Here is a 22,069-nt window from a genome sequence, read left to right on the forward strand (position 1 = left end):
CGATTAGCCGGAATCGGCGCTCTCGGCGAGTTCGGCCAGTCGCTCGATCGACGCCGCCAACTTCTCGGGGGTGGTGGCCCGGGCCCGCACCAGCCGTTTCTCATCGGTGAGCCGTGACCAGTCATAGGTGTGCGTGACCAGCGTCCGGTCGTCATCGAGCGGTTGCAGTTCCCACCGCCACAGGTGCCCCGGTGGCTCGGCGCCCTGCTCGGAGGGCAGCCACGCGATACGTCGGCCCTCCTCGAATTCCACGACATGATTCTCGCGGACGGTGCCCAGCGTCAGCATCATCGTGAACACATCGCCGACGGCGTGCACCCGCTGGCCGGTGGGGGCCTGGGCCAGGTTGTCGTTACCGTCCCAGCTGGGCTGCTGCGCCGGATCGGCGATGAACTCGAAGATGGCCGCGGCAGGGGCGGCGATCTCCCGGCCGACGCTCACAATGTGGTTCACACCAACAGTTTACGGACAGCGTCGGCCAGATCATCCTCCAGCCACGGAGGCAGTTCGCCGTCGTGGGCGTGCCTGCGCACCACCGCATACGGCAGGTCGACCACGGCCCGGGCGACGGCGTCCAGCGACCGCGGGCCGTCATCACCACGCAACGCCCGCGTCAGCTCCCGTAGCCGTGCGATCAGCGGTGCGTTCATCTGCGCCCGTCGCGCCCCGAAATCCTCATCGGGTTCACCGTCGAGCAGGTCACGGGGCCGGATCGTCAGCAGCAGCCGGGCATCCTCGGGCAGTGCCCGCGCGAACCGGACCGCGGCCACACCCATCGCCACAGCGACATCCACCGGCGTCTCCCCCGACGCCTCCAACGCCTCGGCCTGGAACCGTTGCAGCGCCCGCAGCCAGGCCGCGGTGAGGATGCCATTGCGATTACCGAACCGGTGATACAGCGTGCCGGCCGGGGCGCCGCTGGCCTTGGCGATGGCCGCGACGCCTGCCGCACGCGGTCCGTCGGCGAGTACCAATGCGCGCGTCGCGTCGAGGATCGCGTCGGTTTCATGCTTCCGCGGAGGTGCCACGATCTAGTACAGTCCTTCTATATGGAACAGTTGCCCTATATCGATGAGCATGCCATAGACATCGATGCCAACCGCGCCGACACGTGGGCGGCGATCACCGCACGCCTGGGCGGACCGCCACCGGGCTTCCGCATCGGCGAGGCACGCGAGCCCGAACGGTTCACGCTGGCGGGCCGGCACCCGTTCGCGATCTACGAGTGGGTCTTCGAACTGGACCGTCTCGACGCCGAACACACCCGGGTGCGGTCCCAGACCTGGGCGGCCTTCCCGGGTCTGCACGGCAGGATCTACCGCGCCCTCGTCATCGGCACCGGATTTCACAAGCTGGCGGTGCGCCGGACACTGCACCGCATCGCCGGGGCAGTGCCGCGCACGCGAGGAGCAGACAACCGATGATCCTCAACTGGGGAGCGACCGCCGAGGAACGATTTACAGCCCTGCCGTGTGACGCCATCGCACCGCACGCCGCGACACGGGCGGACCGGGCCATCAGCATCGCCGCGTCACCGTCGGTCACATTTGGCTGGCTGTGCCAGTTGCGGGTGGCCCCCTACAGCTATGACCTGCTGGACAACGCCGGCCACCGCAGTCCGCGAACACGCAACCCAGAACTGACGAAACTTGCTGCCGGACAGCGTTTCATGCACATTTTCTCGCTTGCCTCCTTCGCCCCCGACGAGCACATCACCCTGCAGACCGGACGGGTCGCGGTCACGTACGCGACGCGTGCGGCGGGCGCAGCGACCCGACTGCACGTGCGGGTGCTGTTCGGTGGACCTCGCGCGCTCGGATGGGCGCTGGCCCTGGGCGACGTGGTGATGATGCGCAAACAACTGCTCACACTGCGCGGACTGGCCGAGCGGGAGGCTGCGCCACTTCTGAGCGAACCTCCGGACCCAACCCGTCGGGGCGGCTGATCTGCCATCCGTAGAATGGCAGAAGACCAAAGCCCGGACGGCCTGCGATGTGCTTCGTGATCCACGCGTCGGAAGTGGCTGACACCCCGAGAACCGGATCGGAGTGCCATGCTGGCCATCCTGTTCGCCCACGCGGTTGCCGCCGCGGTGGCGCCGGTGCTCGTGCGCCGGTGGGGACAGCAGGCGTTCTACCCGCTGGCGCTCGTCCCGCTCTGCTCACTGTTCTGGGTCGGCGCGCACTGGCCGGGTCACGGCGCCCAGACCGTCGACATCTCATGGGTTCCCGAGCTGTCGATGAACATCACACTGCGCTTCGACGCGCTCGCCGCCGTGATGAGCGTGCTCGTCCTCGCTGTCGGCGCACTCGTCCTGTTCTACTGCGCCGAGTACTTCCACCACCGCGACGGTCACACTGAGAAGCGCCTGCCGAGCTTCGCCGCCGAACTCGTCGCATTCTCCGGCGCCATGTTCGGCCTGGTGGTCAGCGACAATCTGCTGCTGCTGTACCTGTTCTGGGAACTGACCACGGTGTTGTCGTTCCTGCTGGTCGGCCACTACGCCGAGCGCGCCACCAGCAGGCGCGCGGCAATGCAGGCGCTGCTCGTCACCACCGCAGGCGGCCTCGCGATGCTGGCCGGCATCATCATCCTGGGCGAGATCTCAGGCACCTACCTGCTGTCCGAACTGGTGCAATCCCCTCCGACCGGCACAGCCGTGACGGTCGGCGTCCTGCTGGTACTGGTCGGCGGGCTGTCGAAGTCGGCGATAGTCCCGCTGCACTTCTGGCTCCCCGGTGCGATGGCCGCACCGACACCGGTCAGCGCCTACCTGCACGCCGCCGCCATGGTCAAGGCCGGCGTCTACCTCATCGCGCGGATGACTCCCGGCTTCGCCGACTCCCCGGGATGGCGGCCGACGGTCGTCGTGCTCGGCCTCGTCACCCTGGTGATGGCCGGATGGCGTGCCATTCGCGAGTACGACCTCAAGCTCATCCTGGCCTTCGGCACCGTCAGCCAGCTCGGTCTCATCACGATCATGGTCGGCACCGGCGGCGGCGACCTGATGCTCGCCGGCCTGGCGATGCTGTGTGCGCACGCCATGTTCAAGGCCGCGTTGTTCATGGTGGTCGGCATCATCGACCATGCCACCGGCACCCGCGACATCCGGCGGCTCGCGTGGCTCGGCGACCGCCACCGCCCACTGCTGGTGATCTCGGTCGGTGCCGCAGCCAGCATGGCGGCGCTGCCGCCGTTCCTCGGCTTCGTCGCCAAGGAGGCCGACTTCGAGACGCTGGCGCACAGTGCGTCCCTCGGCGCCGCCGCACCATGGGTGCTGGCCGGTGTGGTGTTCGGCTCGGTGTTCACCACGATCTACAGCCTGCGCTTCGTCTACGGGGCGTTCGCACGCAAGGGGCGGGCCGAACCAAGCCAGCGCGTCGCGGAGATGCACCGCCCGACCGCGACGTTCCTGTTCGCGCCCGCGTTTCTGGCCGCAGCTGGCCTGGTGTTCGGGGTGTGGCCCACAGTCCTCGACGATGTGCTCGGCGACTACGCCGACACCGTTCCCGGTGAGTCCGACTACCACCTCGCGCTGTGGCACGGTGTGAACCTGCCGCTGCTCCTGTCGGTTGCGGTGCTGGCCACGGGCACGGCGGTCTTCTACCTCCGCACGCGGTTACGCCGGGTGCGGTTGGGCTTCCTGCCACTGGCCAACGCCGACCACATCTACGACAGCGTGGTCCGCGGCACCGATGCGCTGGCCGTCCGACTCACCTCCGTCACGCAGCGCGGTTCCATTCCCGCGACACAGGCCGTCATCCTCTCCACGCTGGTCCTGCTGCCCAGCGCGATGCTGATCCTCGGTGCGCGGGACCGGCCGGAGATTGCACTGTGGGAGTCGCCAGTGCAGGCCGTCGTCGGCCTGATAGTCCTCGCCGCGGCGATCAGCGCCACGGTGATGCGCAACCGGTTGGCCGCGGTGCTGCTCGTCGGCGTGACGGGTTACGGCTGCGGTCTCATCTTCGTCTTCCACGGCGCACCCGACCTCGCGCTCACGCAGTTCCTCGTCGAGACCCTGACCCTGGTGATCTTCGTTCTCGTCCTGCGGACGCTGCCCGCCGAGGCGGAGCGGTCAAGCATGAATCGAAACCGGTTGCCGCGCTTGGCCCTGTCGTTGGCAGTGGGCGCATCCGTCACCGCGCTGGCGGCGTTCGCCGTGTCCGCGCGCAGCACTAGGCCCATCGCCGATCTGCTGCCCGACGCCGCCTACTACCGCGGGCACGGTTCCAACACCGTCAACGTGCTGCTGGTCGACATCCGAGCGTGGGACACCCTCGGCGAGATATCAGTGCTGCTGGTGGCGGCCACAGGTGTCGCGTCAATGGTGTTCCGCAACAGGCGCTTCGGTGTCGCACCGCGCGTCGCCGACGCCGGCCAACCCGATATCGGCCGTATCCCGGTGCTCGCGACGAGCCCCGCCGTCGGCGACGTCACCTGGTTGCGCGGCAGCGAACTGCGTGACCCGCGCTACCGGTCCCTGGTCCTCGAGGTGGCAACGCGCATCATCTTCCCGCTGATCATGGTGCTGTCGGCGTACTTCTTCTTCGCCGGCCACAACACACCCGGCGGTGGCTTCGCCGGCGGACTGACTGCGGGCCTGGCACTGGTGCTGCGATACCTCGCCGGCGGCAGATACGAACTCGGCGAGGCACTGCCACTGGATGCCGGCAAGATCCTCGGCGCGGGTCTCACCCTCTCCGCGGGTACCGCCATCGCCTCCCTGTTCCTCGGCGCACCAGTGCTGTCATCGGCGGTGTTCCAGTTCGACGTGCCCGTGCTCGGTTCGATCAAGCTCGTGACGGCGTTGTTCTTCGACCTCGGCGTCTACCTCATCGTGGTGGGCCTGGTGCTCGACGTGCTGCGCAGCCTCGGCGCCCGGCTGGACACCGAGATGATGCAGAGCGCGCAGGCGGCCCGATGAACATCACCTACATCGTCCCGCTGATCCTCATCGGCGCGCTCACCAGCACCGGGGTCTACCTGCTGCTCGAGCGCAACCTGACGCGAATGCTGTTGGGGCTTCTGCTCGTCGGCAATGCAGTCAATCTGCTCATCCTCACGATCGCCGGACCGTCGGGCAATCCGCCGATCCGCGGGCGTTCCACGGAGGGCGAGACAGGCACAGCGGATCCCCTGGCCCAGGGCATGATCCTGACCGCCATCGTCATCACGATGGGTATCGCCGCCTTCGTCCTTGCGATGACGTACCGGTCCTACCGACTATCACGGGCCGAGGAGGTCTCCATCGACTCCGAGGACGCCCGCGTGTCCGAGCGCGGAACGGCACCGCTCGACGAGGATCGTCCCGAGCACGTGCCCTCACGCGATACCGATGCCCCCGACGAGCTGGACGCGTTGCCCGGACACGAGGGTTCCCGGTGAATTTGGCCGCGGTGCTGACGCCGCTGCCCGTCCTGATCCCCACTCTTGCCGCCGCGGGAACATTGTTCGCCAGCCGTATGCCGCGACTGCAGCGCGCGATCGCCGTGGTGGCGTTGATGGCGGTCGTCGTGGTCTGCGCGGTCCTGGTCTACCTCGCCGATCGTGACGGCACCATCGTCGTGCACGTCGGCGGGTGGGAACAGTCCATACCCGGTATGGGCCCACTGGGTATCTCGCTCGTGGTGGACCGGCTCTCGGCACTCATGCTCGTCGTGTCGGCGATCGTGCTGCTCGCCGTCGTCTTCTACGCCATCGGCCAGGGCATCCGCGACGGCGACGAACGCCAGCCGGTGTCGATCTTCCTGCCCACCTATCTGGTGCTGTCGGCGGGTGTGTGCATGGCGTTCCTCGCGGGCGACCTGTTCAACCTGTTCGTCGGCTTCGAGGTGCTGCTGTCCGCGAGCTTCGTGCTGCTGACCATCGGCGCGAGCGCGGAGCGGGTGCGCGCGGGCATCGCCTACGTCATGGTGTCGATGGTCAGCTCGCTGATCTTCCTGATCGGCATCGCGCTGATCTACGCGGCGACCGGCACGTTGAACATGGCCGAGCTGGCGATCCGCCTCGACGATGTGCCGTCTGGCACGCGCGCCGCGCTGTTCGCGGTGCTGATGGTGGCGTTCGGCATCAAGGCCGCGGTGTTCCCGCTGTCGGCGTGGCTGCCCGACTCGTATCCGACCGCACCGGCGCCGGTCACCGCGGTGTTCGCCGGCTTGCTGACCAAGGTCGGCGTGTACGCGATCATCCGTGCTCACACGCTGTTGTTCCCCGGCGGCGTACTCGACGAGGTCCTGCTGGTCGCCGCACTGCTGACCATGGTGGTCGGCATATTCGGCGCCATCGCGCAGACGGACATCAAGCGGTTGCTGTCGTTCACACTCGTCAGCCACATCGGCTACATGGTCTTCGGCATCGCGCTGTCCACCGAACTCGGCATGTCCGGTGCCATCTACTACGTGGCACACCACATCGTCGTCCAGACGACACTGTTTCTCGTGGTCGGTCTCATCGAGCGCCAGGCCGGCGCGTCGACGTTGCAACGCCTCGGCGGCCTCGCCGCGGCCAGTCCGCTACTGGCCTTCGTCTTCCTGGTCCCCGCGCTGAACCTCGGCGGCATACCGCCGTTCTCGGGTTTCATCGGCAAGGTGGCACTACTGGAGGCGGGCACGCAGACCGCGTCGGTGCTGGCGTGGCTGCTGGTCGGCGGCGGCATCGTGACGAGCCTGCTGACGCTCTACGTCATGGCGCGGGTGTGGACCAAGGCGTTCTGGCGCTCACGTGCGGACGCCCCTGAGGGCGACATGTCGGCGGCCATCCCGTCGGCCCTGCTCGACGAGAGCGAGGACGCCGATGACGTCTCCTTTGTCGATCGCGACGACGTGGGCAAGATGCCGTTCGGCATGCTGGTGCCGACCGCCGCGCTGATCCTGGTCGGTCTGGCGCTGACGGTTTTCGCCGGACCCATCTTCGCCTTCAGTGAGCGTGCCGCAGCCGAGGTCATCGACCGCGGCCAGTACATCACCGCGGTCCTAGGTGGTGGATCGTGAGGTGGCTGGCGCTACGCGCCTGGATTCTGTGCTGGCTGATCCTGGTGTGGATGTTGTTGTGGGGCGAGGTTTCCGCGGCGAATGCACTCAGTGGTCTGGCTGTCGCACTGCTGATCACGGTGCTGCTGCCGTTGCCGCCGGTACCCGTCGAGGGGCGATTGCATCCGCTGTCGCTGCTGCGCCTGGTGTTCACGATCTGCTACTACCTCTTGTTGTCCTCAGTTCAGGTCGCCTGGCTCGCGATCAAACCCGGCCCACCCCCGCTCACCGCGGTACTGCGCGTTCAGCTTTCAGTGAAGTCGGATCTCGTCCTCGCGCTCATCGTCAACGCCATGAACCTCATCCCGGGTGCGATCGTCCTGGAGATCGACCAGACCCGCCGGATGATCTACGTGCACGTGCTCGACGTCGGCTCGGACACCTCGGTGAAGCGGTTCTATCAGCAGGCCGCGGAACTTGAGCGACTGATGATCGCGTCGTTCGAGCGCGATGAGGACTGGAAGCCATCCAGGGCGAGCGACCAGGAGAGCGGGGACCGCGCATGAAGGCCCAGCGAGAAGCGAAGCGGGATCGCGCATGAACGTCGTGTGGACGATATCGGCGGTGATGCTGACCGCGGCCGCCGCCATCACCATGTTCCGGCTGCTGGCCGGGCCCGGCACACTGGATCGCCTTGTCGCACTGGACACCTTCATCGCGGTGATGATGTGCGCCATCGGCACATGGGCCGCATATAGCCTGGACACCACCGTCACCTACAGCCTGACCGCGCTGGCGCTCATATCCTTCGTCGGCTCGGTCGCCGTGGCGCGCTTCCGCGTTCGCGATACCGCCGAGGTCAAGCGGGGTGTCAAGTGAACACACTCGATATCGTCGCCGGGGTGCTGGTGCTGGCAGGCTCGCTGTTGGCGCTGACGGCCGCGATCGGTGTGGTGCGCTTCCCCGACACTCTGTCGCGGATGCACGCCGCGACCAAACCGCAGGTGCTGGGACTACTGCTGGTACTGCTCGGCGCGGCGATCCGCCTGCGCGGGCACGCCGACGTCGGCATGCTGATTCTGGCCGGCCTGTTCGCCGTCATCACCGCACCGGTGATCGCCAACCGGGTGGGCCAGCTCGCCTACCGGGAGCAGAGCTTTCGCGATGACCTGCTGCTGAAGGACGAGATGGCCGAGCGGGATCCCTCCGAATACTGACCCGGCGTACTGATCCTGGCGGGGCTACTCGCCGGCCAGCTGGAACTCGACCATCGCCGCGACCGTCTCCACAGCGTCGCTCAGTGCGTCCAACCGCGCGCTCGCCGAGGGTGCGGCGAGCACTGCGTATCGGTCGGCCTGCCCCATGGGCACCCGAGAGGCCAATGCGTACAACCGCTTCCCCGCATCGTCACCCGGCTCGAGCTCGCCGAGCAATTCCCCACGCGCCGGTAATCGCGCCTTCTTGGCCGCCGCGATGCGCTCGAACAGTGCCATCACGCGGTCCTCCACGTCGACGATCTCGTCACCCGTGACAAGCCTGCCGGCCTCATCGGGCCATGGCTCGACGGTGGCGCGCGGGTACGGATCGTCGTCGTGCCACTGCTCCACGCGGATTCGTTCGCGCATCTCACACATGATCCGGTATCGGCCTTCGCCGTGTTCCTGGGCAGAGACGATCTCGGCCAGCGAGCCGACGTCACAACGAGCCTCGCCGCCGCCGACCTCACGGCCCGCCGCGATCAGCACCACGCCGAACACCTTCGCACCGGCCAGGCAGTCCCGGACCAGTGCGCTGTAGCGCGGCTCGAAGATGCGCAACGGCAGATCCTCGCCGGGCAGCCTGACGGACTCCAACGGGAACATCGGCGTGATGGTCATGCTGCTACAGAACCAGTTCACCGATCAATGCATCGACAACGGCGCGCAGATCCCCGTCGTGTTCCTCGGCGACGCGGCGCTGCCGCTGATAGGACGCCCCATGCCGACCGATATCGGCGACCCTGGCGAGTTCATCGGCGCATCCGAGTGAGACGGCGACGGGCTGCAACCGATTGAGCAGCTCGTCGAGATCCTCGGTAACCAGCCGCTCATTGCTGTCATCGTCGAGGATGATCACAGCGTCCAGGCCGTAACGCGCTGCGCGCCACTTGTTCTCCTGGACGTGCCAGGGTGGCATGTGCGGAAGCTGCTCGCCTGCGTCGAGCCGTCGATCCAAATCGACTATCAGGCAGTGTGTGAGCGCGACCAGCGCGCCGAGTTCGGCGATGTTGGACACGCCGTCGAAGATCCGGACCTCGATGGTCCCCAGGTGCGGCGAAGGCCGGATGTCCCAACGGATCTCGTTGATGTGGTCGATGATGCCGGTCTTCTTCTGGTCATGAACGAAACCCTCGAAGTGCGACCACTCCTGGAAGTGAAACGGCAGACCAGCGGTCGGTAGCTGCTGGAACATCATGGCCCGGTTGCTCGCGTAACCCGTGTCCTCGCCGTCCCAGTACGGCGAGGAGGCCGACAGCGCCAGCAGGTGCGGGTACTGGTTGAGCAGTGAGGTGATGATCGGCATCACCTTGTGCGCCGACGAGACGCCGACGTGAACGTGCACACCCCAGATCAGCATCTGGCGGCCCCACCACTGCGTGCGCTTGATCAGTTCGGCGTACCGGGGGGCATCGGTCAGCTGCTCGACCGACCACTTCGCGAACGGGTGCGTGCCCGCACAGAACAGCTCCATACCGCGCTCGCGCACGACCTTGCGCACAGGCTGCAGCGTGGACCGCAGGTCCTCCATCGCCTCGCCGGAGTTCTCGCAGATACCGGTGACGATCTCGACGGTGTTGCGGAGCAGTTCCTTGTGGACGTGTGGGTTCTCGCCGATCTCGGCGATGACCTCGGCGGCCTCGTTGGACAGCTCACGGGTCTCGTGGTCGACGAGCGCGAACTCCCATTCGACGCCGACGGTCTGCCGGGGTGACCCGGCGAAGTCGATGCGTTGCGGCCGGTTAGCCGTTTCCGATGACACCGCACGCCACGCGCTTGCCGGCGTCCCCGGTGGCCATGGTGGTCTCATCCGGCCCGGGGGTGCCGTTGACCTGCTGGTACCGCTCCGCCGGGATGTTGGCGAAGTTGTCGGACTTCTCGTGAATGATGATGGCGGTCTTGGCGCCAGACAGGAGTTCCTCGGCGGTGAAGCCGTCGGTGGTGGTCACCAGCTTGGCCGAACCGTCGCCACGAACCTGCAGCGAGCTGAGGTCACCGCTGGCCGGGTGTCCGGTATGGCCCGCGACCTGGAGGTGACCGCCCGCGGAGTTGAAGTCGCCGGGGGCGCCGCCGGTCGGCGCGACCGAATTCGCCTCACACTTGCCCACCGAGTGGAGGTGCAGGCCGTGGAAGCCGGGGCTCAGCTGGCCGGGCGCGGTGGTCTCCACCGTCACCGTGGCGTAGCCATCGGAGAAGACGAACTCGGCGCTGGCAACCGACGTGCCGTCCGGGGTCTTGATGTCTGCGGTGAGCGTCTCACCCTCGGCGGACGCCCCGGGCTCGGTCTGTCCCGCCGACGGCGCCGGTGAACCCGTCCAGACGGGCGGGGTGGTGCCAGGCTCCGTGGCGATGGGCTCATTGGGAGCGCACGCGACGGCGATCGGGATGACAAGCGCCGCAGCGGCGAGGAGGCGAAGCGAAGCGGAGGTCGGCATGCCAGAGAGCCTAACCGGTGACTACCACGATGACGCCGGGCGGTTGCTCTGCGACCGCGGGGGCTCTCGGCTCGACCGGTGCCGCCAGCAGCTTGCCCACTTCGTCTGCGGCTTCCCGCTCGCCCGGGGTCTCACCGAAGTACACGGTGGTGACCGGCACGCCCTCGATGGTCAGGTTGCCCGTCTCGGTGACGTTCCAGTCCGCGTCACGCAGCCGGTTCGCGGTGGCCTCGGCGGCGCCGGCGATCTCGGAGATGTTGAAGACGCGAACATCAGGTCTGGCCGGCTCGGCCTCCTCGGACGCCCGGGCCGTGGTCGTCGAGGTAGAGGTGATGGTGCTGACCACGGTCGATGAACTGCTCGACGAGTCCGAGTCGGATTTCATCGCCTGGAATCCCACCAGCAGGAAGACCACACCGAGAAACAGAAGCACCATGACCATGGCGCGCAGTGGCAACCCGGAGGACTCTCGCTGATTCATCGAACCCACTGTATTTCACCCAGCCGATCGGGAGAAAAGCTCAGGTGACGTCGAACCCCAGCCGACGCGCGGCACGGGCCTTCTGCCTGCTGGCCCGCAGCCGACGCAACCGCTTGACCAGCATCGGGTCAGCAGCCAGCGCCTCGGGGCGGTCGACAAGTGCGTTGAGCACCTGGTAGTACCGGGTGGCCGACATCGAGAACAGCTCCTTGATGGCGTCTTCCTTGGAGCCTGCGTATTTCCACCATTGCCGCTCGAACGCGAGGATGTCGTGCTCGCGACGGGTTAGCCCGTCAGCAAGCGCAGAGTCGTCCCCGGATTGGCCAGTCCGCGCGATGGCGCCGTCCATTTCTATCCTGGGACCCTTCTGAAGCGTGAAATACATTGCGGTGGTTTCGGCGATATTCAACCACGGCAGCCGGAGTTGAGACGTGATCGTCGCCCGCGAGTCGGCTGACTTAAGCTTGCTCACCGTGGCCGTCGTACCTATTCGCATCGTGGGAGATCCCGTCCTGCACACCGCGACCAGTCCCATACCCGTCGGCGACGACGGCTCCCTGCCCGCAGAGCTCGCCGATCTCATCGCCGATCTCTACGACACGATGGACGCCGCGCACGGGGTTGGCTTGGCAGCCAACCAGATCGGCGTGGGCCAACGCGTGTTCGTCTACGACTGCGCCGACGAACGCGGCCGGACGGCTCGGCGACGCGGCGTCGTGGTGAACCCGGTGCTCGAGACCTCCGAGGTTCCCGAGACCATGCCCGATCCCGAGGACGATGACGAAGGTTGCCTGTCGGTGCCGGGCGAGTCGTTCCCGACGGGGCGGGCGAGTTGGGCCCGCGTCACCGGACTGGACGCGGACGGCACCCCCATCACACTGGAGGGCACCGACCTCTTTGCTCGCATGCTGCAGCACGAGACCGGCCACCTCGACGGGTTCACCTATCTCGATTGCCTGATCGGCAGGCATGCCCGCGCGGCCAAGCGCAGCGTCAAGTCGCACGGCTGGGGCGTGCCCGGGCTCAGCTGGATGCCGGGCGAGGACCCCGACCCGTTCGGACACTAGGCATGCGACCACCGCCGGTGGGCGCCCGGGTGAGCCTGCGCTATCGGCTGCCCGCCGGTTCCGTGCCACCCCTGACCGATGTCGTCGGACACGTGATCGAGACCGGCAGCCAGATCCTCATCCGCACCCGCAGGAACGAGGACGTGGCCGTGGCCGCCCCCGACGTCGTGGCGGTGCGGATCATTCCCGAGATACCCGTCAGGACGTCACAGATCCGCAACCTGGAGCACGCCGCGGCTCTCGCGTGGCCAGGCGCCGAACACGAGGTGCACGCCGGTTGGCTGATGCGATCCGGGCACGGCAGCACCCGTCGCGCGAATTCGGCGGTGCCGATCGAGTTCTCGGCGACACCACCGCTGGCCGCGATCATCGACTGGTACGGCACGCGGGGTCTGCCGCCGCTTCTGGCGGCACCCGACCGATTGGTGCGCGTTCCCGAAGGGGTGCCCGTCGACGGTGAGAACATCGTCTTGGTTGGCGACGTCTCGGTTGGCGACGTCGATCCGTCGCCGGACGTGGCGATCACATCGCGGCCGGATGCCGCGTGGCGCGACGTCGATCAGCGCGGCGTCCCCGACGACGTGTTGACCGCCGTGATCGACGGCGAGGTGGCGTTCGCGAGGCAGGCCGACGTCGCGGTGGCGCGCGGGGCGGTCACCACCGCACCCGACGGGACTCGGTGGCTCGGCCTGTCGGCGGTGCACGTCACCCCTGGTGCGCGGCGCAACGGCGCGGGGCGTGCGATCTGCGAGGCTCTGCTGGCGTGGGGCGCCGACCACAGCGCCACCGGCGTCTACGTGCAAGTCCTGCCTGATAACACTGCAGCCCTGGCGCTGTATGAGGCGATGGGATTGCGACCCCATCACCGATCCCGCTACGTCGACGCCCGTAACCTCTAGCGCGTGCGACTCGCCACCTGGAACGTCAACTCGATCAGAACCCGCGTCGACCGCGTCACCGACTGGCTGGAGCGTGCCGACGTCGACGTCCTTGCCATGCAGGAGACCAAGTGCAAGGACGACCAGTTCCCCACCATGCCGTTTGCGGCACTGGGCTACGAGATCGCCCACGTCGGACACAGCCAGTGGAACGGTGTGGCGATCGCGTCGCGGGTGGGCCTGGAGAACATCGAGGTCGGGTTCGGGGGCCAGCCCGAGTGGAGCGAGGCCGTCGAGGCACGCGCGATCGGCGCGACATGCGGCGGGGTCCGGGTGTGGAGCCTGTACATCCCCAACGGCCGAACCCTCGCGGATCCGCACTACGCGTACAAGCTGGAATGGCTTGCCGCGCTGCGTAACACCGCATCCGGATGGCTTGCCGACGATCCGACGACACCCGTGGCACTCGTCGGCGACTGGAACATCGCGCCCACCGACGACGACGTCTGGGATATCGAGGTGTTCCGCGACAGCACCCACGTCACCGAGCCGGAGCGCGCGGCATTTCGGGCGATCGAGGCCGAGTTCGCCGACGTCGTACGGCCATTCACACCCGAGCCCAAGACGTTCACGTACTGGGATTACACCCAGCTGCGCTTCCCCAAGAAGCAGGGCATGCGCATCGACTTCATTCTCGGCTCACCCGAGTTCGCCTCGCGTGTCACGCACGCCGAGATCGTGCGGGACGAACGCAAACCGGGCAAGAAGGGCACCAAGGCACCGAGCGATCACGCACCGGTGCTGGTCGAGTTGTCGGACGGGTAAGACCTTGGGCCGGCGGATAACCCCTCCGCCAGCCTGTGGATAACCTCCGCGCGTGTCGGCCTGTTGCCTCACGTCAAGATGCGCGCGTAGGTGGATTCGTTGCCTCACGTAAACGTGCGCGCTTGTTGACCGGCGCTGTGGTCGGCATACCCAACACCGTCCAGCAGACGCTCAGCGCCGCGATGACATCGTCGCCGTACTTCACCGGCCGCGGACTACGCGCAGCGACAATCTTGGGCTGCAGCACGGCTTTGAGCGCGTTACGGGCATGGCTGCGATGCCAGCCCGTGTTAGCGCACAACTCGTCGTGGATCAGACCCTTACTGCACTTACTCGCCGCCCGGTAACGGGTCGCGGTCGTCTCGGTGATTGCTCTGCGCTCTGCCAACGTCAACCCCATCTACTGGGCGTACGCGCGCATTTTCAATGAGTCAACGCGGTCGGTGCGCGATGGTATAATCGAACACATGTTCGAACGCCGATCGCCGGATGCTCTGCTCTCCGAGGTCGAACAGTGCCAGCGCGAGGAGTCGATGGACATCGCGCGCCGGATGTCAGCGGTCGCGGGATTGCTGTGGCATCGGACCGCGGAGGCCGAGGGGTTCGACGCCGACGACCCGTCGTACGCGCTGATCACCGGGTTCGCCCGCACCTGTGCCGAGGTGGGCGCGGCGATGAACCTGTCCGCTAAGGGCGCCGGTCAGCTGGTGGGCTATGCCGAGGCGCTGGACACCCGGCTGCCCAAGGTTCTTCGACTGCTCGCCGAGGGCAAAGCCGACTGGTCCACGGTGGAGCTGATCATCACGCGCACCGATCTGGTGAGGGACGACCTGATCGCGCAGCTGGATCAGTCGATGGCCGAGCGAATCATCAACTGGCAGTGCTGGTCACGACGCCGGGTCATCAACGCGGTGGACGCCGCGGTCCGTGCCATCGATCCGGAGGCAGCCAAGGAACGTCGTGTCACCGCCGACAACGCGCGGCACGTCACCTTCACCGCGCAACCCAACGGCGTGGCGAAGCTTCGTGGTGCGCTGCCGGCCCACGCCGCGGCGATCGTCGACAAGCGACTGGCCGATATGGCCACCTCGGTGTGCGCGAGCGACCCTCGCACCATTGTCCAGCGTCGCGCCGACGCACTGCTCGCGCTCGGCGAGGGCCGCGCGCTCACCTGCGCATGCACCTTGGCCGACTGCCCCGCCCGAAACGCCGTGGGGCCGCCCGCATCCGGTGCGGCACGCTTCGTCATCAATGTGATCGCCAGCCAGGAGACCGTGGAGGGACGCAGCGAGCAACCGGGTTACCTCGAGGGCTACGGCGTCATCGATGCCGAACAGGTACGCCAACTCGCCAAGACCGCCGCCCAGCGACTGCTGAGTGAACCCACCGTGACCGACGCCGAGGCGCACCGCTACCAGCTGTCGGCGGCCCTCGAGCGCTGGATTCGCTGTCGCAATCTGACGTGCTGCTTCCCCGGGTGCGATCGTTCGGCGTGGATCGCCGACATCGACCACACGGTGCCCTTCAACCACGCGAAGCCGAGCACCGGCGGGCTCACCGTCCCCGGGAACACCAAGTGCTACTGCCGAGAACATCACCGGGTCAAGACCTTTCACGGCGGTCCGGGTGGCTGGCAGGACCAACAGCTTCCTGACGGCACCATCGTGTTGACGTCCCCGACGGGACGCGTCTACCGCAACACACCTGCCGGGGACGACCTGTTTCCCCAGCTGCGCCCGGCATGCGTCGAGCCGATACCGCGAAAACGCAACCGGCGCCGCGAGAAGGCGGCACGAACCGCACTCGCGCGAAACAAGTGCACGGTATTGCGGACGGTCAACGCCGAACAGCTGCGAGTCAATCGCGCGCGCAGCCATGAGATCGATATCCGGCAGTGGCGCAACAACATGCGGAAGACGCTCTTCCTCCTCAACGGTCGGCCGAGCACTAGTCCGTGGTGCGGCTGGGTGAACGATCCACTCGAGGACGAGAACATCACCGCCGATTGGTTACCGCCACCCCCGCCACCACGGGAACCGGGCGATGACGTGCCACCGTTCTGATCAGCGGCCAGGTGGAAATCCCCTGACAACACTTGTCGCGGCGCAATTCACCTCCCGGCCCACTCGACGCCAGTAGAGTGCCTCAGGCATCGCGCGAAGGGTCCGTGCGAGGAGGGTTATTAATGAACTCGTGGCGCAAATTGATACTGCTCGGCGCTGCTGCAGCCGCCCTGGCGATGGTTGACGCTGCGGTGGCCAACGCCGATTACATCGACTATGGGACGAATCAATCGGCGTGCAAGAGTGCAGCAAAGCAGGCAAACGCAGCTGGCTACAGCGGTTCTCACTGCTACGAGACTGGGCCCGGGCACTACACGCTGTACATCGACAACTGACTGCCCGCCTGACTCACCACCATCGCAGCGCTAGGACTCGTTGTCAGCGCCCGGCGCGGTCGCGTACTTACCTGCGTTGAACAGGGAAGCAACCGCGCCGATCAGCATCATCACAGCGGCGGCGATGAAAACCACCGTGAGTCCGGAGTGGAACGGTTCGGTGATCAGCTGCGGGAAGAACGTCTTGCCGGTCAGTACGTCGGCGTTGACCCCGGGGGCGTGTAGTGCGCCCGTGGAACCCAAGAGTTCCTCGATCGGGTTGTAGCCAAGGAAGGCGGCGAACAGGCTGCCGACTGGGGGCAGGTTGGCCACATCGTGTGCGACCGATGCCGAAACGCCCTGCGCCTGCAGGCCACTGCTCATCGCGGACGGCAACGTGTTGGCCAGGCCAACGATCATGAGCGAGAAGAAGACGCCGATCGACAGCGAGGAGCCCGCGTTGAAGAACGTCGCCCGCACACCTGAGGCCGCGCCGCGCTGGGCGGCGGGCACGCTCGACATGATGGCGGCGGTGTTCGGCGCGGTGAAGATACCGCCGCCGAGCCCGTTCAGGAAGACCAGGATCGCGAACACCCAGTAGTCGAAGTTGACCGGGATCATCACCAGGGCAATGAATGTCGCTGCCATCAGCAACATGCCGCCGACCGTGAACGGCCGCGCGCCGAAGCGGTCGGACAGCAAACCGGCAACGGGCCCGGCCACCAGGAAGCCGACCGTGATCGGAAGCAGGTAGATGCCCGCCCACAACGGGGTGGACTCGAAGCTGTACCCGTGCAAGGGAAGCCAGATGCCCTGCAGCCAGATGATCAACATGAACTGAAGGCCGCCGCGGCCCATCGACGACATCAGCCCGGCCAGGTTGCCCATCCCGAACGAGGCGGACCGGAACAGCCGGATGTCGACCATCGGCGACTCGACGCGCAGTTCAATGAAGCAGAACGCCACCAGTGCCAGCAGACCGAAGCCGATCGACCCCATCACCCACGGGTTGGTCCACCCGGTGGTGGCGTCACCGTAGGGCTGGATCCCGTAGGTGATGCCGATGAGCAGTACGGTCAGACCGATACCGAAGGTGAGAGTGCCCGCCCAGTCCAATCTTCCGGGTGTGCGGGCGCCGAGTTCCTTGAGCGATCGATAACTCCAGATGGTGCCGACGATGCCGATGGGCACGCCGACCCAGAAGATGGCCTGCCAGTGCCACTCGGACAGGAAGCCGCCGATCAGAAGGCCGAGGAACGATCCCGCGACGGCCGAGACCATGTTGACGCCGAGCGCCATGCCGCGCTGGTTGGCCGGGAACGCATCAGTAAGGATCGCCGACGAGGACGCCATGAGCATCGCGCCGCCGACACCCTGGATGACCCGCCAGGCGATCAGCCACACCGCTCCCCCGCCGAGGTGGAACGGGTCGAAGGACAGCGCGACGGCCGCCACGGTGAAGACGACAAAGCCCAGGTTGTAGATGCGTACCCGGCCGAACATGTCGCCGAGTCGGCCGAATGGCACCACCAGCACCGCGGTGACGACGAGATAGCCCATCAACATCCACAGCAGGTAGCTCACGTTGCCCGACGACAGCGGGTTGAGCCCGATACCGCGGAAGATGGCGGGCAGCGAGATCAGCACAATCGATGCGTTGACGGTGGCCAGCAGTGTGCCAAGCGTGGTGTTGGACAGGACGATCCACTTGTACGAGGGGTGGTCGTGATCCATCCGGGTGCGCCGACGGGCGGTCTGGGCCATGTCCGCCTCGGCGCGCGCCTTCGCCATTTCGGTCTCAGTCGTCATCAGCCATCGCTTTTCGCATATAGATACTCAAAACACATATGTTAGCTATACAAAAGATCTCCCGGCAATTCGTATTCCGCCGGGCCGGGGTCAAACCGTTGGGGTACGTTGGGCAGCGTCCACACACGGGAGCGCACCCAAGTGCGCTGAGAGGACGGCTAGCGGGCCGTCGACCGTACGAACCTGACCGGGTAATGCCGGCGTAGGGAGATGAGTAGATGAGTCTGTCCATTTCTAGTGCAACTGTGACCACGGGCCCCATCACCGGCAGTTCGAAGGTCTACCGCGAGCTGCCCGACGGTGCCCGGGTGCCGTTCCGCCGGGTGCACCTGACCGACGGCGACCACCTGGACCTGTACGACACGTCCGGTCCGTACACCGACGAATCCGCGGTGATCGATCTCGCCGCCGGGCTGGCGCCGCGGCGCGGCGTCGTCGCCGACCGCGGCACCCAGTTGCAGCGCGCCCGCGCCGGGGAGATCACCGCGGAGATGGCCTTCATCGCGGAGCGCGAGGGCGTGCCCGCCACCCTGGTGCGCGACGAGGTGGCCCGCGGCCGCGCGGTGATCCCGGCCAACCACAACCATCCCGAGAGCGAGCCGATGATCATCGGCAAGGCGTTCTCGGTGAAGGTCAACGCCAACATCGGCAACTCGGCGGTGACGTCGTCGGTCGCCGAGGAGGTCGACAAGATGGTGTGGGCCACCCGGTGGGGCGCCGACACCATCATGGACCTGTCCACCGGCCGCGATATCCACCTGACCCGCGAGTGGATCCTGCGCAACTCCCCCGTCCCGGTCGGCACCGTGCCGATCTATCAGGCACTGGAGAAGGTCGACGGCGACCCGACCAAGCTCACCTGGGAGGTGTACCGCGACACCGTGATCGAGCAGTGCGAGCAGGGTGTCGACTACATGACGGTGCACGCGGGGGTGCTGCTGCGCTACATCCCGCTGACGGTCAACCGCGTCACCGGCATCGTGTCCCGCGGCGGAGCGATCATGGCCGCCTGGTGCCTGGCTCACCACACCGAGTCGTTCCTGTACACGAACTTCGCGGAGCTGTGCGAGATCCTGGCCCGCTACGACGTGACCTTCTCCCTGGGCGACGGCCTGCGGCCCGGCTCGATCGCCGATGCCAACGACGAGGCGCAGTTCGCCGAACTGCGCACGCTCGGCGAGCTGACCGCGGTCGCGAAGAGCCATGGCGTGCAGGTGATGATCGAGGGCCCCGGCCACGTGCCGATGCACAAGATCGTCGAGAACGTGCGTCTTGAGGAGGAACTCTGCGACGAGGCGCCGTTCTACACACTGGGGCCGCTGACCACCGACATCGCGCCGGGCTACGACCACATCACCTCCGCCATCGGCGCCGCCATCATCGCGCAGGCCGGCACCGCCATGCTGTGCTACGTCACGCCCAAGGAGCACCTCGGGCTACCCGACCGCAAGGACGTCAAGGACGGCGTGATCGCCTACAAGATCGCCGCCCACGCCGCCGACCTCGCCAAGGGTCACCCGCATGCCCAGAATCGAGACAACGCACTGTCCAAGGCGCGCTTCGAGTTTCGTTGGTATGACCAGTTCGCGCTGTCCCTCGACCCCGACACCGCGCGCGAGTTCCACGACGAGACACTGCCCGCCGCGCCGGCCAAGACCGCGCACTTCTGCTCCATGTGCGGCCCGAAATTCTGCTCGATGCGCATCACCGCCGATATCCGCGAGGCCTATGAAAAGGGGATGGCGGACAAATCCGAGGAGTTCGCGCAGCACGGCAACCGCGTCTATCTACCCTTGAGCTCATGAACTACCTGCCACTGACGCCGCCCGGTCAGACCCCGGCTCGGGTGATGACCATCGCCGGGTCCGATTCCGGCGGCGGCGCCGGCATCCAGGCAGACATGCGCACGTTCGCGATGCTCGGTGTGCACGGATGCGTGACCGTGGTGGCGGTGACAGTGCAGAACTCGGTGGGCGTCAAGGGCTTTCACGAGATCCCGCTCGATGTCATCAGCGGCCAGATGGAGGCGGTCGTCAGCGATATCGGCATCGACGCCGCCAAGACCGGAATGCTGGCCTCCTCGGAGATCATCACCACGGTCGCGCAGACGTGGCGCAGCCTGGACATCACCGCGCCGCTGGTGGTCGACCCGGTGTGCGCGTCGATGCACGGCGACCCCCTGCTGCACCCGTCGGCACTCGACGCGCTGCGCAACGAGCTGTTCCCGATCGCCACCCTCGTCACACCCAACCTCGATGAGGTCCTGCTCATCACTGGCATCGAGGTCGTCGACACCGCATCCCAGCGCGACGCGGCGCGCGCGCTGCACGATCTCGGGCCCCGCTGGGCACTGGTCAAGGGCGGGCACCTGCGGTCGTCCGCGCACAGCCCCGATCTCCTGTTCGACGGCACCGACTTCTACGAGTTCGACGCCGAACGCATCCCCACCGGCCATGACCACGGCGCAGGCGACACCCTTGCGGCGGCAACCGCCAGCGCGCTCGCCCACGGCTACCCGGTGCCCGACGCGGTGGCGTTCGGCAAGCAGTGGGTCACCGAATGTCTGCGCGCGGCATACCCGTTGGGGCACGGTCATGGTCCGGTATCGGCGCTGTTCCGGTTGACGAGCCATGAGTCTTGACGCCATCGCGGGCATTGCCCACGAGCCCGTCGGCGACGTGCACGGCGCCGTCGTGCTCACCCATGGTGCGGGCGGCAACCGCGACGGCGCGCTGCTGGTGAAGCTGTGCGACGAGTGGGCCCGCCGTGGCTGGCTGGCCATCCGCTACGACCTGCCCTACCGGCGGCGCAGGCCGAAGGGACCACCCTCGGGTTCGGCCAAGGCCGATCAGGAGGGCATCGTCGAGGCCGTCGAGCTGGCTCGCGGGCTGGCCGGTGGCCGCGTCATCGCGGGTGGCCATTCCTATGGTGGGCGCATGACCTCGATGGCGGTGGCCGACGGGCTCGCGGTGGATGTGCTGGCGTTGTCGTCCTATCCCCTGCACCCGCCAGGCAAGCCCGAGCGCGCCCGCACCGAACACCTGCCGCGGATCGCCGCGCCCACGGTTTTCACGCATGGCACATCGGACCCGTTCGGCACCATCGACGAGCTGCGCGATGCGGCCGGACTCATCACGGCGCCCACCGAGATCGTCGAGATCACGGGCGCTCGCCACGACCTGGGTTCCAAGACACTCGACGTGCCCACGCTCGCGGTGGACGCCGCCCTGCGATTGCTTGCGTGAGCTGCGCGGCAAGCCTGCTATCTTCCGGGGATGACGTGGCCCACGGGAGACCCGAATCAGCCCTACGGGGCCCAACCCCCAGCCCAGTCTCCCCCGCCACCTCCGCCTCCTCCGGGCAGCTATCCACCGCCGCCCCCGGGCAGCTACCCGCCCCCGCCTGCGGGCAGCTACCCACCCCCGCCTCCCATGCCCTATCAGCAGCCGCAGTACGGCCAGCCCTACGGTCAGCCCGGCTACCCGCAGCAACCGCCCAAGAAGTCGAAGAAGGGCCTCATCATCGCCCTGGTGATAGTCGGCGTGCTCGCCCTGGTCGGGTTGGCCGTCCTGGCCGTCGTCGGCATCGTGGTCGGCAATGACCGGGTCATCGCGACCGACGTCAAGGTCGGGAGTTGCATTGCCGACGTGCCCACGGCCGCGCGGGTCGTCTCACTGCCCACAGTGGACTGCACCGAGCCGCACGGAGGTGAGGTCTACGCGGTGCTCACCATGCCCGACGGTGACTACCCGGGCGCCGAGACCATCGACGAGTGGCAGTCCAAGTGCCCCGACGAGCTGGCCTCCTACTCACCCGAGGCCATGCTGGACGACTCCGTTGGCGTCTACGTGTTGTACCCGACACAGGAGACATGGGACGCCGGCGATCGCGCCGTGACGTGCATCGCAACGCTGGAACCCAAGCGCACCGGCACCCTCAAGGAGTAAGAAGTGCTATCCGATACCCCTGGTAC

The 22,069-nt window shown here is 67.0% G+C and carries 26 protein-coding genes and 1 riboswitch; of the genes, 17 read left to right on the forward strand and 9 right to left on the reverse strand.

All coding sequences use genetic code 11. The annotated features are described in order from the left end of the window. Positions 1 to 3: 3 nt before the first annotated feature. Both ACZY0X_RS03245 and ACZY0X_RS03250 read right to left on the reverse strand, forming a co-directional pair. A complete protein-coding gene (locus ACZY0X_RS03245; RefSeq protein WP_463768751.1) occupies positions 4 to 444 on the reverse strand; it encodes an SRPBCC family protein in 441 nt (146 codons plus the stop codon). A 5-nt stretch (positions 445 to 449) separates the two neighbouring features. After that, positions 450 to 1,028 carry a TetR/AcrR family transcriptional regulator gene (locus ACZY0X_RS03250; RefSeq protein ID WP_463768147.1) on the reverse strand — a complete coding sequence of 193 codons (579 nt, stop codon included), beginning with the start codon at positions 1,026 to 1,028 and terminating at the stop codon, positions 450 to 452. Positions 1,029 to 1,049: 21 nt separating this feature from the next. On the opposite strand from ACZY0X_RS03250, the gene ACZY0X_RS03255 reads away from it, so the two are divergent. The 8 genes from ACZY0X_RS03255 (at position 1,050) to mnhG (ending at position 8,185) form a co-directional block, all read left to right on the forward strand. Continuing rightward, the gene (locus tag ACZY0X_RS03255) at positions 1,050 to 1,424 is read left to right on the forward strand and encodes a hypothetical protein (RefSeq protein WP_463768148.1); all 375 of its coding nucleotides are present in this window, start codon (positions 1,050 to 1,052) and stop codon (positions 1,422 to 1,424) included. Continuing rightward, positions 1,421 to 1,945, forward strand: a complete 525-nt coding sequence (locus ACZY0X_RS03260; protein ID WP_463768149.1) for a hypothetical protein — start codon at positions 1,421 to 1,423, stop codon at positions 1,943 to 1,945. Before ACZY0X_RS03255 ends, ACZY0X_RS03260 begins: the two co-directional genes overlap by 4 nt. Before the next feature lie 108 nt (positions 1,946 to 2,053). Continuing rightward, entirely contained in the window at positions 2,054 to 4,924 is a 2,871-nt protein-coding gene (locus tag ACZY0X_RS03265; RefSeq protein ID WP_463768150.1) for a Na+/H+ antiporter subunit A, read from the forward strand. Continuing rightward, the gene (locus ACZY0X_RS03270) at positions 4,921 to 5,385 is read left to right on the forward strand and encodes a Na(+)/H(+) antiporter subunit C (RefSeq protein WP_463768151.1); all 465 of its coding nucleotides are present in this window, start codon (positions 4,921 to 4,923) and stop codon (positions 5,383 to 5,385) included. The genes ACZY0X_RS03265 and ACZY0X_RS03270 overlap by 4 nt, the downstream gene beginning before the upstream one ends. Continuing rightward, positions 5,382 to 6,989 (forward strand): Na+/H+ antiporter subunit D, encoded by a 1,608-nt coding sequence (locus ACZY0X_RS03275; protein ID WP_463768152.1) that lies wholly within the window; start codon positions 5,382 to 5,384, stop codon positions 6,987 to 6,989. The genes ACZY0X_RS03270 and ACZY0X_RS03275 overlap by 4 nt, the downstream gene beginning before the upstream one ends. Next, positions 6,986 to 7,534, forward strand: a complete 549-nt coding sequence (locus ACZY0X_RS03280; RefSeq protein WP_463768153.1) for a Na+/H+ antiporter subunit E — start codon at positions 6,986 to 6,988, stop codon at positions 7,532 to 7,534. Before ACZY0X_RS03275 ends, ACZY0X_RS03280 begins: the two co-directional genes overlap by 4 nt. A 31-nt stretch (positions 7,535 to 7,565) precedes the next feature. Next, complete coding sequence (locus ACZY0X_RS03285) at positions 7,566 to 7,847, forward strand: monovalent cation/H+ antiporter complex subunit F (protein WP_463768154.1); 282 nt, start codon at positions 7,566 to 7,568, stop codon at positions 7,845 to 7,847. Next, on the forward strand, positions 7,844 to 8,185 hold the full coding sequence (mnhG, locus tag ACZY0X_RS03290; RefSeq protein WP_463768156.1) for a monovalent cation/H(+) antiporter subunit G: 342 nt from the start codon (positions 7,844 to 7,846) through the stop codon (positions 8,183 to 8,185). Before ACZY0X_RS03285 ends, mnhG begins: the two co-directional genes overlap by 4 nt. A 24-nt stretch (positions 8,186 to 8,209) precedes the next feature. Here the strand turns inward: mnhG and ACZY0X_RS03295 are convergent, their stop codons facing one another. The 5 genes from ACZY0X_RS03295 to ACZY0X_RS03315 are packed head-to-tail and all read right to left on the reverse strand — an operon-like array spanning position 8,210 to position 11,489. Then, on the reverse strand, positions 8,210 to 8,845 hold the full coding sequence (locus tag ACZY0X_RS03295; RefSeq protein ID WP_463768158.1) for an LON peptidase substrate-binding domain-containing protein: 636 nt from the start codon (positions 8,843 to 8,845) through the stop codon (positions 8,210 to 8,212). Between the two features lie 4 nt (positions 8,846 to 8,849). Then, the gene (locus tag ACZY0X_RS03300) at positions 8,850 to 9,986 is read right to left on the reverse strand and encodes a glutamate--cysteine ligase (RefSeq protein ID WP_463768159.1); all 1,137 of its coding nucleotides are present in this window, start codon (positions 9,984 to 9,986) and stop codon (positions 8,850 to 8,852) included. Then, positions 9,967 to 10,659, reverse strand: coding sequence for a superoxide dismutase[Cu-Zn] (gene sodC / locus ACZY0X_RS03305; protein WP_463768160.1), 693 nt, complete (start codon positions 10,657 to 10,659; stop codon positions 9,967 to 9,969). Before sodC ends, ACZY0X_RS03300 begins: the two co-directional genes overlap by 20 nt. Before the next feature lie 10 nt (positions 10,660 to 10,669). Beyond that, complete coding sequence (locus ACZY0X_RS03310; protein ID WP_463768161.1) at positions 10,670 to 11,140, reverse strand: LytR C-terminal domain-containing protein; 471 nt, start codon at positions 11,138 to 11,140, stop codon at positions 10,670 to 10,672. Between the two features lie 40 nt (positions 11,141 to 11,180). After that, positions 11,181 to 11,489, reverse strand: coding sequence for a DUF3263 domain-containing protein (locus tag ACZY0X_RS03315; protein ID WP_241405858.1), 309 nt, complete (start codon positions 11,487 to 11,489; stop codon positions 11,181 to 11,183). A 124-nt stretch (positions 11,490 to 11,613) separates the two neighbouring features. Between ACZY0X_RS03315 and ACZY0X_RS03320 the strand changes: the two genes are divergently transcribed. From ACZY0X_RS03320 to ACZY0X_RS03330, 3 genes are read left to right on the forward strand one after another with little or no spacing between them, the layout of a single operon-like run. After that, positions 11,614 to 12,207 (forward strand): peptide deformylase, encoded by a 594-nt coding sequence (locus tag ACZY0X_RS03320; RefSeq protein ID WP_463768162.1) that lies wholly within the window; start codon positions 11,614 to 11,616, stop codon positions 12,205 to 12,207. Positions 12,208 to 12,209: 2 nt separating this feature from the next. Next, positions 12,210 to 13,106: an N-acetylglutamate synthase, CG3035 family gene (locus ACZY0X_RS03325; RefSeq protein WP_463768163.1), complete on the forward strand. Its 897-nt coding sequence runs from the start codon at positions 12,210 to 12,212 to the stop codon at positions 13,104 to 13,106. Between the two features lie 3 nt (positions 13,107 to 13,109). Then, positions 13,110 to 13,910 carry an exodeoxyribonuclease III gene (locus ACZY0X_RS03330; protein WP_463768164.1) on the forward strand — a complete coding sequence of 267 codons (801 nt, stop codon included), beginning with the start codon at positions 13,110 to 13,112 and terminating at the stop codon, positions 13,908 to 13,910. 73 nt (positions 13,911 to 13,983) lie between these two features. On the opposite strand, the gene ACZY0X_RS03335 is transcribed toward ACZY0X_RS03330, so the two are convergent. Continuing rightward, positions 13,984 to 14,310: a hypothetical protein gene (locus ACZY0X_RS03335; RefSeq protein WP_463768165.1), complete on the reverse strand. Its 327-nt coding sequence runs from the start codon at positions 14,308 to 14,310 to the stop codon at positions 13,984 to 13,986. Positions 14,311 to 14,377: 67 nt separating this feature from the next. On the opposite strand from ACZY0X_RS03335, the gene ACZY0X_RS03340 reads away from it, so the two are divergent. Both ACZY0X_RS03340 and ACZY0X_RS03345 read left to right on the forward strand, forming a co-directional pair. Next, positions 14,378 to 15,973, forward strand: coding sequence for an HNH endonuclease signature motif containing protein (locus ACZY0X_RS03340; protein ID WP_463768166.1), 1,596 nt, complete (start codon positions 14,378 to 14,380; stop codon positions 15,971 to 15,973). Between the two features lie 122 nt (positions 15,974 to 16,095). Beyond that, positions 16,096 to 16,308, forward strand: a complete 213-nt coding sequence (locus ACZY0X_RS03345; protein WP_463768167.1) for a hypothetical protein — start codon at positions 16,096 to 16,098, stop codon at positions 16,306 to 16,308. Between the two features lie 30 nt (positions 16,309 to 16,338). Here ACZY0X_RS03345 and ACZY0X_RS03350 read toward each other — a convergent pair whose 3' ends face one another. Next, a complete protein-coding gene (locus tag ACZY0X_RS03350; RefSeq protein ID WP_463768168.1) occupies positions 16,339 to 18,096 on the reverse strand; it encodes an MFS transporter in 1,758 nt (585 codons plus the stop codon). 115 nt (positions 18,097 to 18,211) lie between these two features. Further along, a riboswitch (TPP riboswitch) is annotated at positions 18,212 to 18,323 on the forward strand. On the opposite strand from ACZY0X_RS03350, the gene thiC reads away from it, so the two are divergent. The 4 genes from thiC (at position 18,315) to ACZY0X_RS03370 (ending at position 22,043) form a co-directional block, all read left to right on the forward strand. Beyond that, positions 18,315 to 19,901 carry a phosphomethylpyrimidine synthase ThiC gene (gene thiC / locus ACZY0X_RS03355; protein WP_463768169.1) on the forward strand — a complete coding sequence of 529 codons (1,587 nt, stop codon included), beginning with the start codon at positions 18,315 to 18,317 and terminating at the stop codon, positions 19,899 to 19,901. Its footprint overlaps the riboswitch before it by 9 nt. Then, a complete protein-coding gene (gene thiD / locus ACZY0X_RS03360; protein WP_463768170.1) occupies positions 19,898 to 20,737 on the forward strand; it encodes a bifunctional hydroxymethylpyrimidine kinase/phosphomethylpyrimidine kinase in 840 nt (279 codons plus the stop codon). Before thiC ends, thiD begins: the two co-directional genes overlap by 4 nt. After that, positions 20,727 to 21,341, forward strand: a complete 615-nt coding sequence (locus ACZY0X_RS03365) for an alpha/beta hydrolase family protein (RefSeq protein WP_463768171.1) — start codon at positions 20,727 to 20,729, stop codon at positions 21,339 to 21,341. Before thiD ends, ACZY0X_RS03365 begins: the two co-directional genes overlap by 11 nt. 30 nt (positions 21,342 to 21,371) lie before the next feature. Further along, on the forward strand, positions 21,372 to 22,043 hold the full coding sequence (locus ACZY0X_RS03370; protein WP_463768172.1) for a septum formation family protein: 672 nt from the start codon (positions 21,372 to 21,374) through the stop codon (positions 22,041 to 22,043). Positions 22,044 to 22,069: the final 26 nt, after the last annotated feature.

It is taken from the genome of Mycobacterium sp. IDUB_39, from assembly GCF_055419205.1.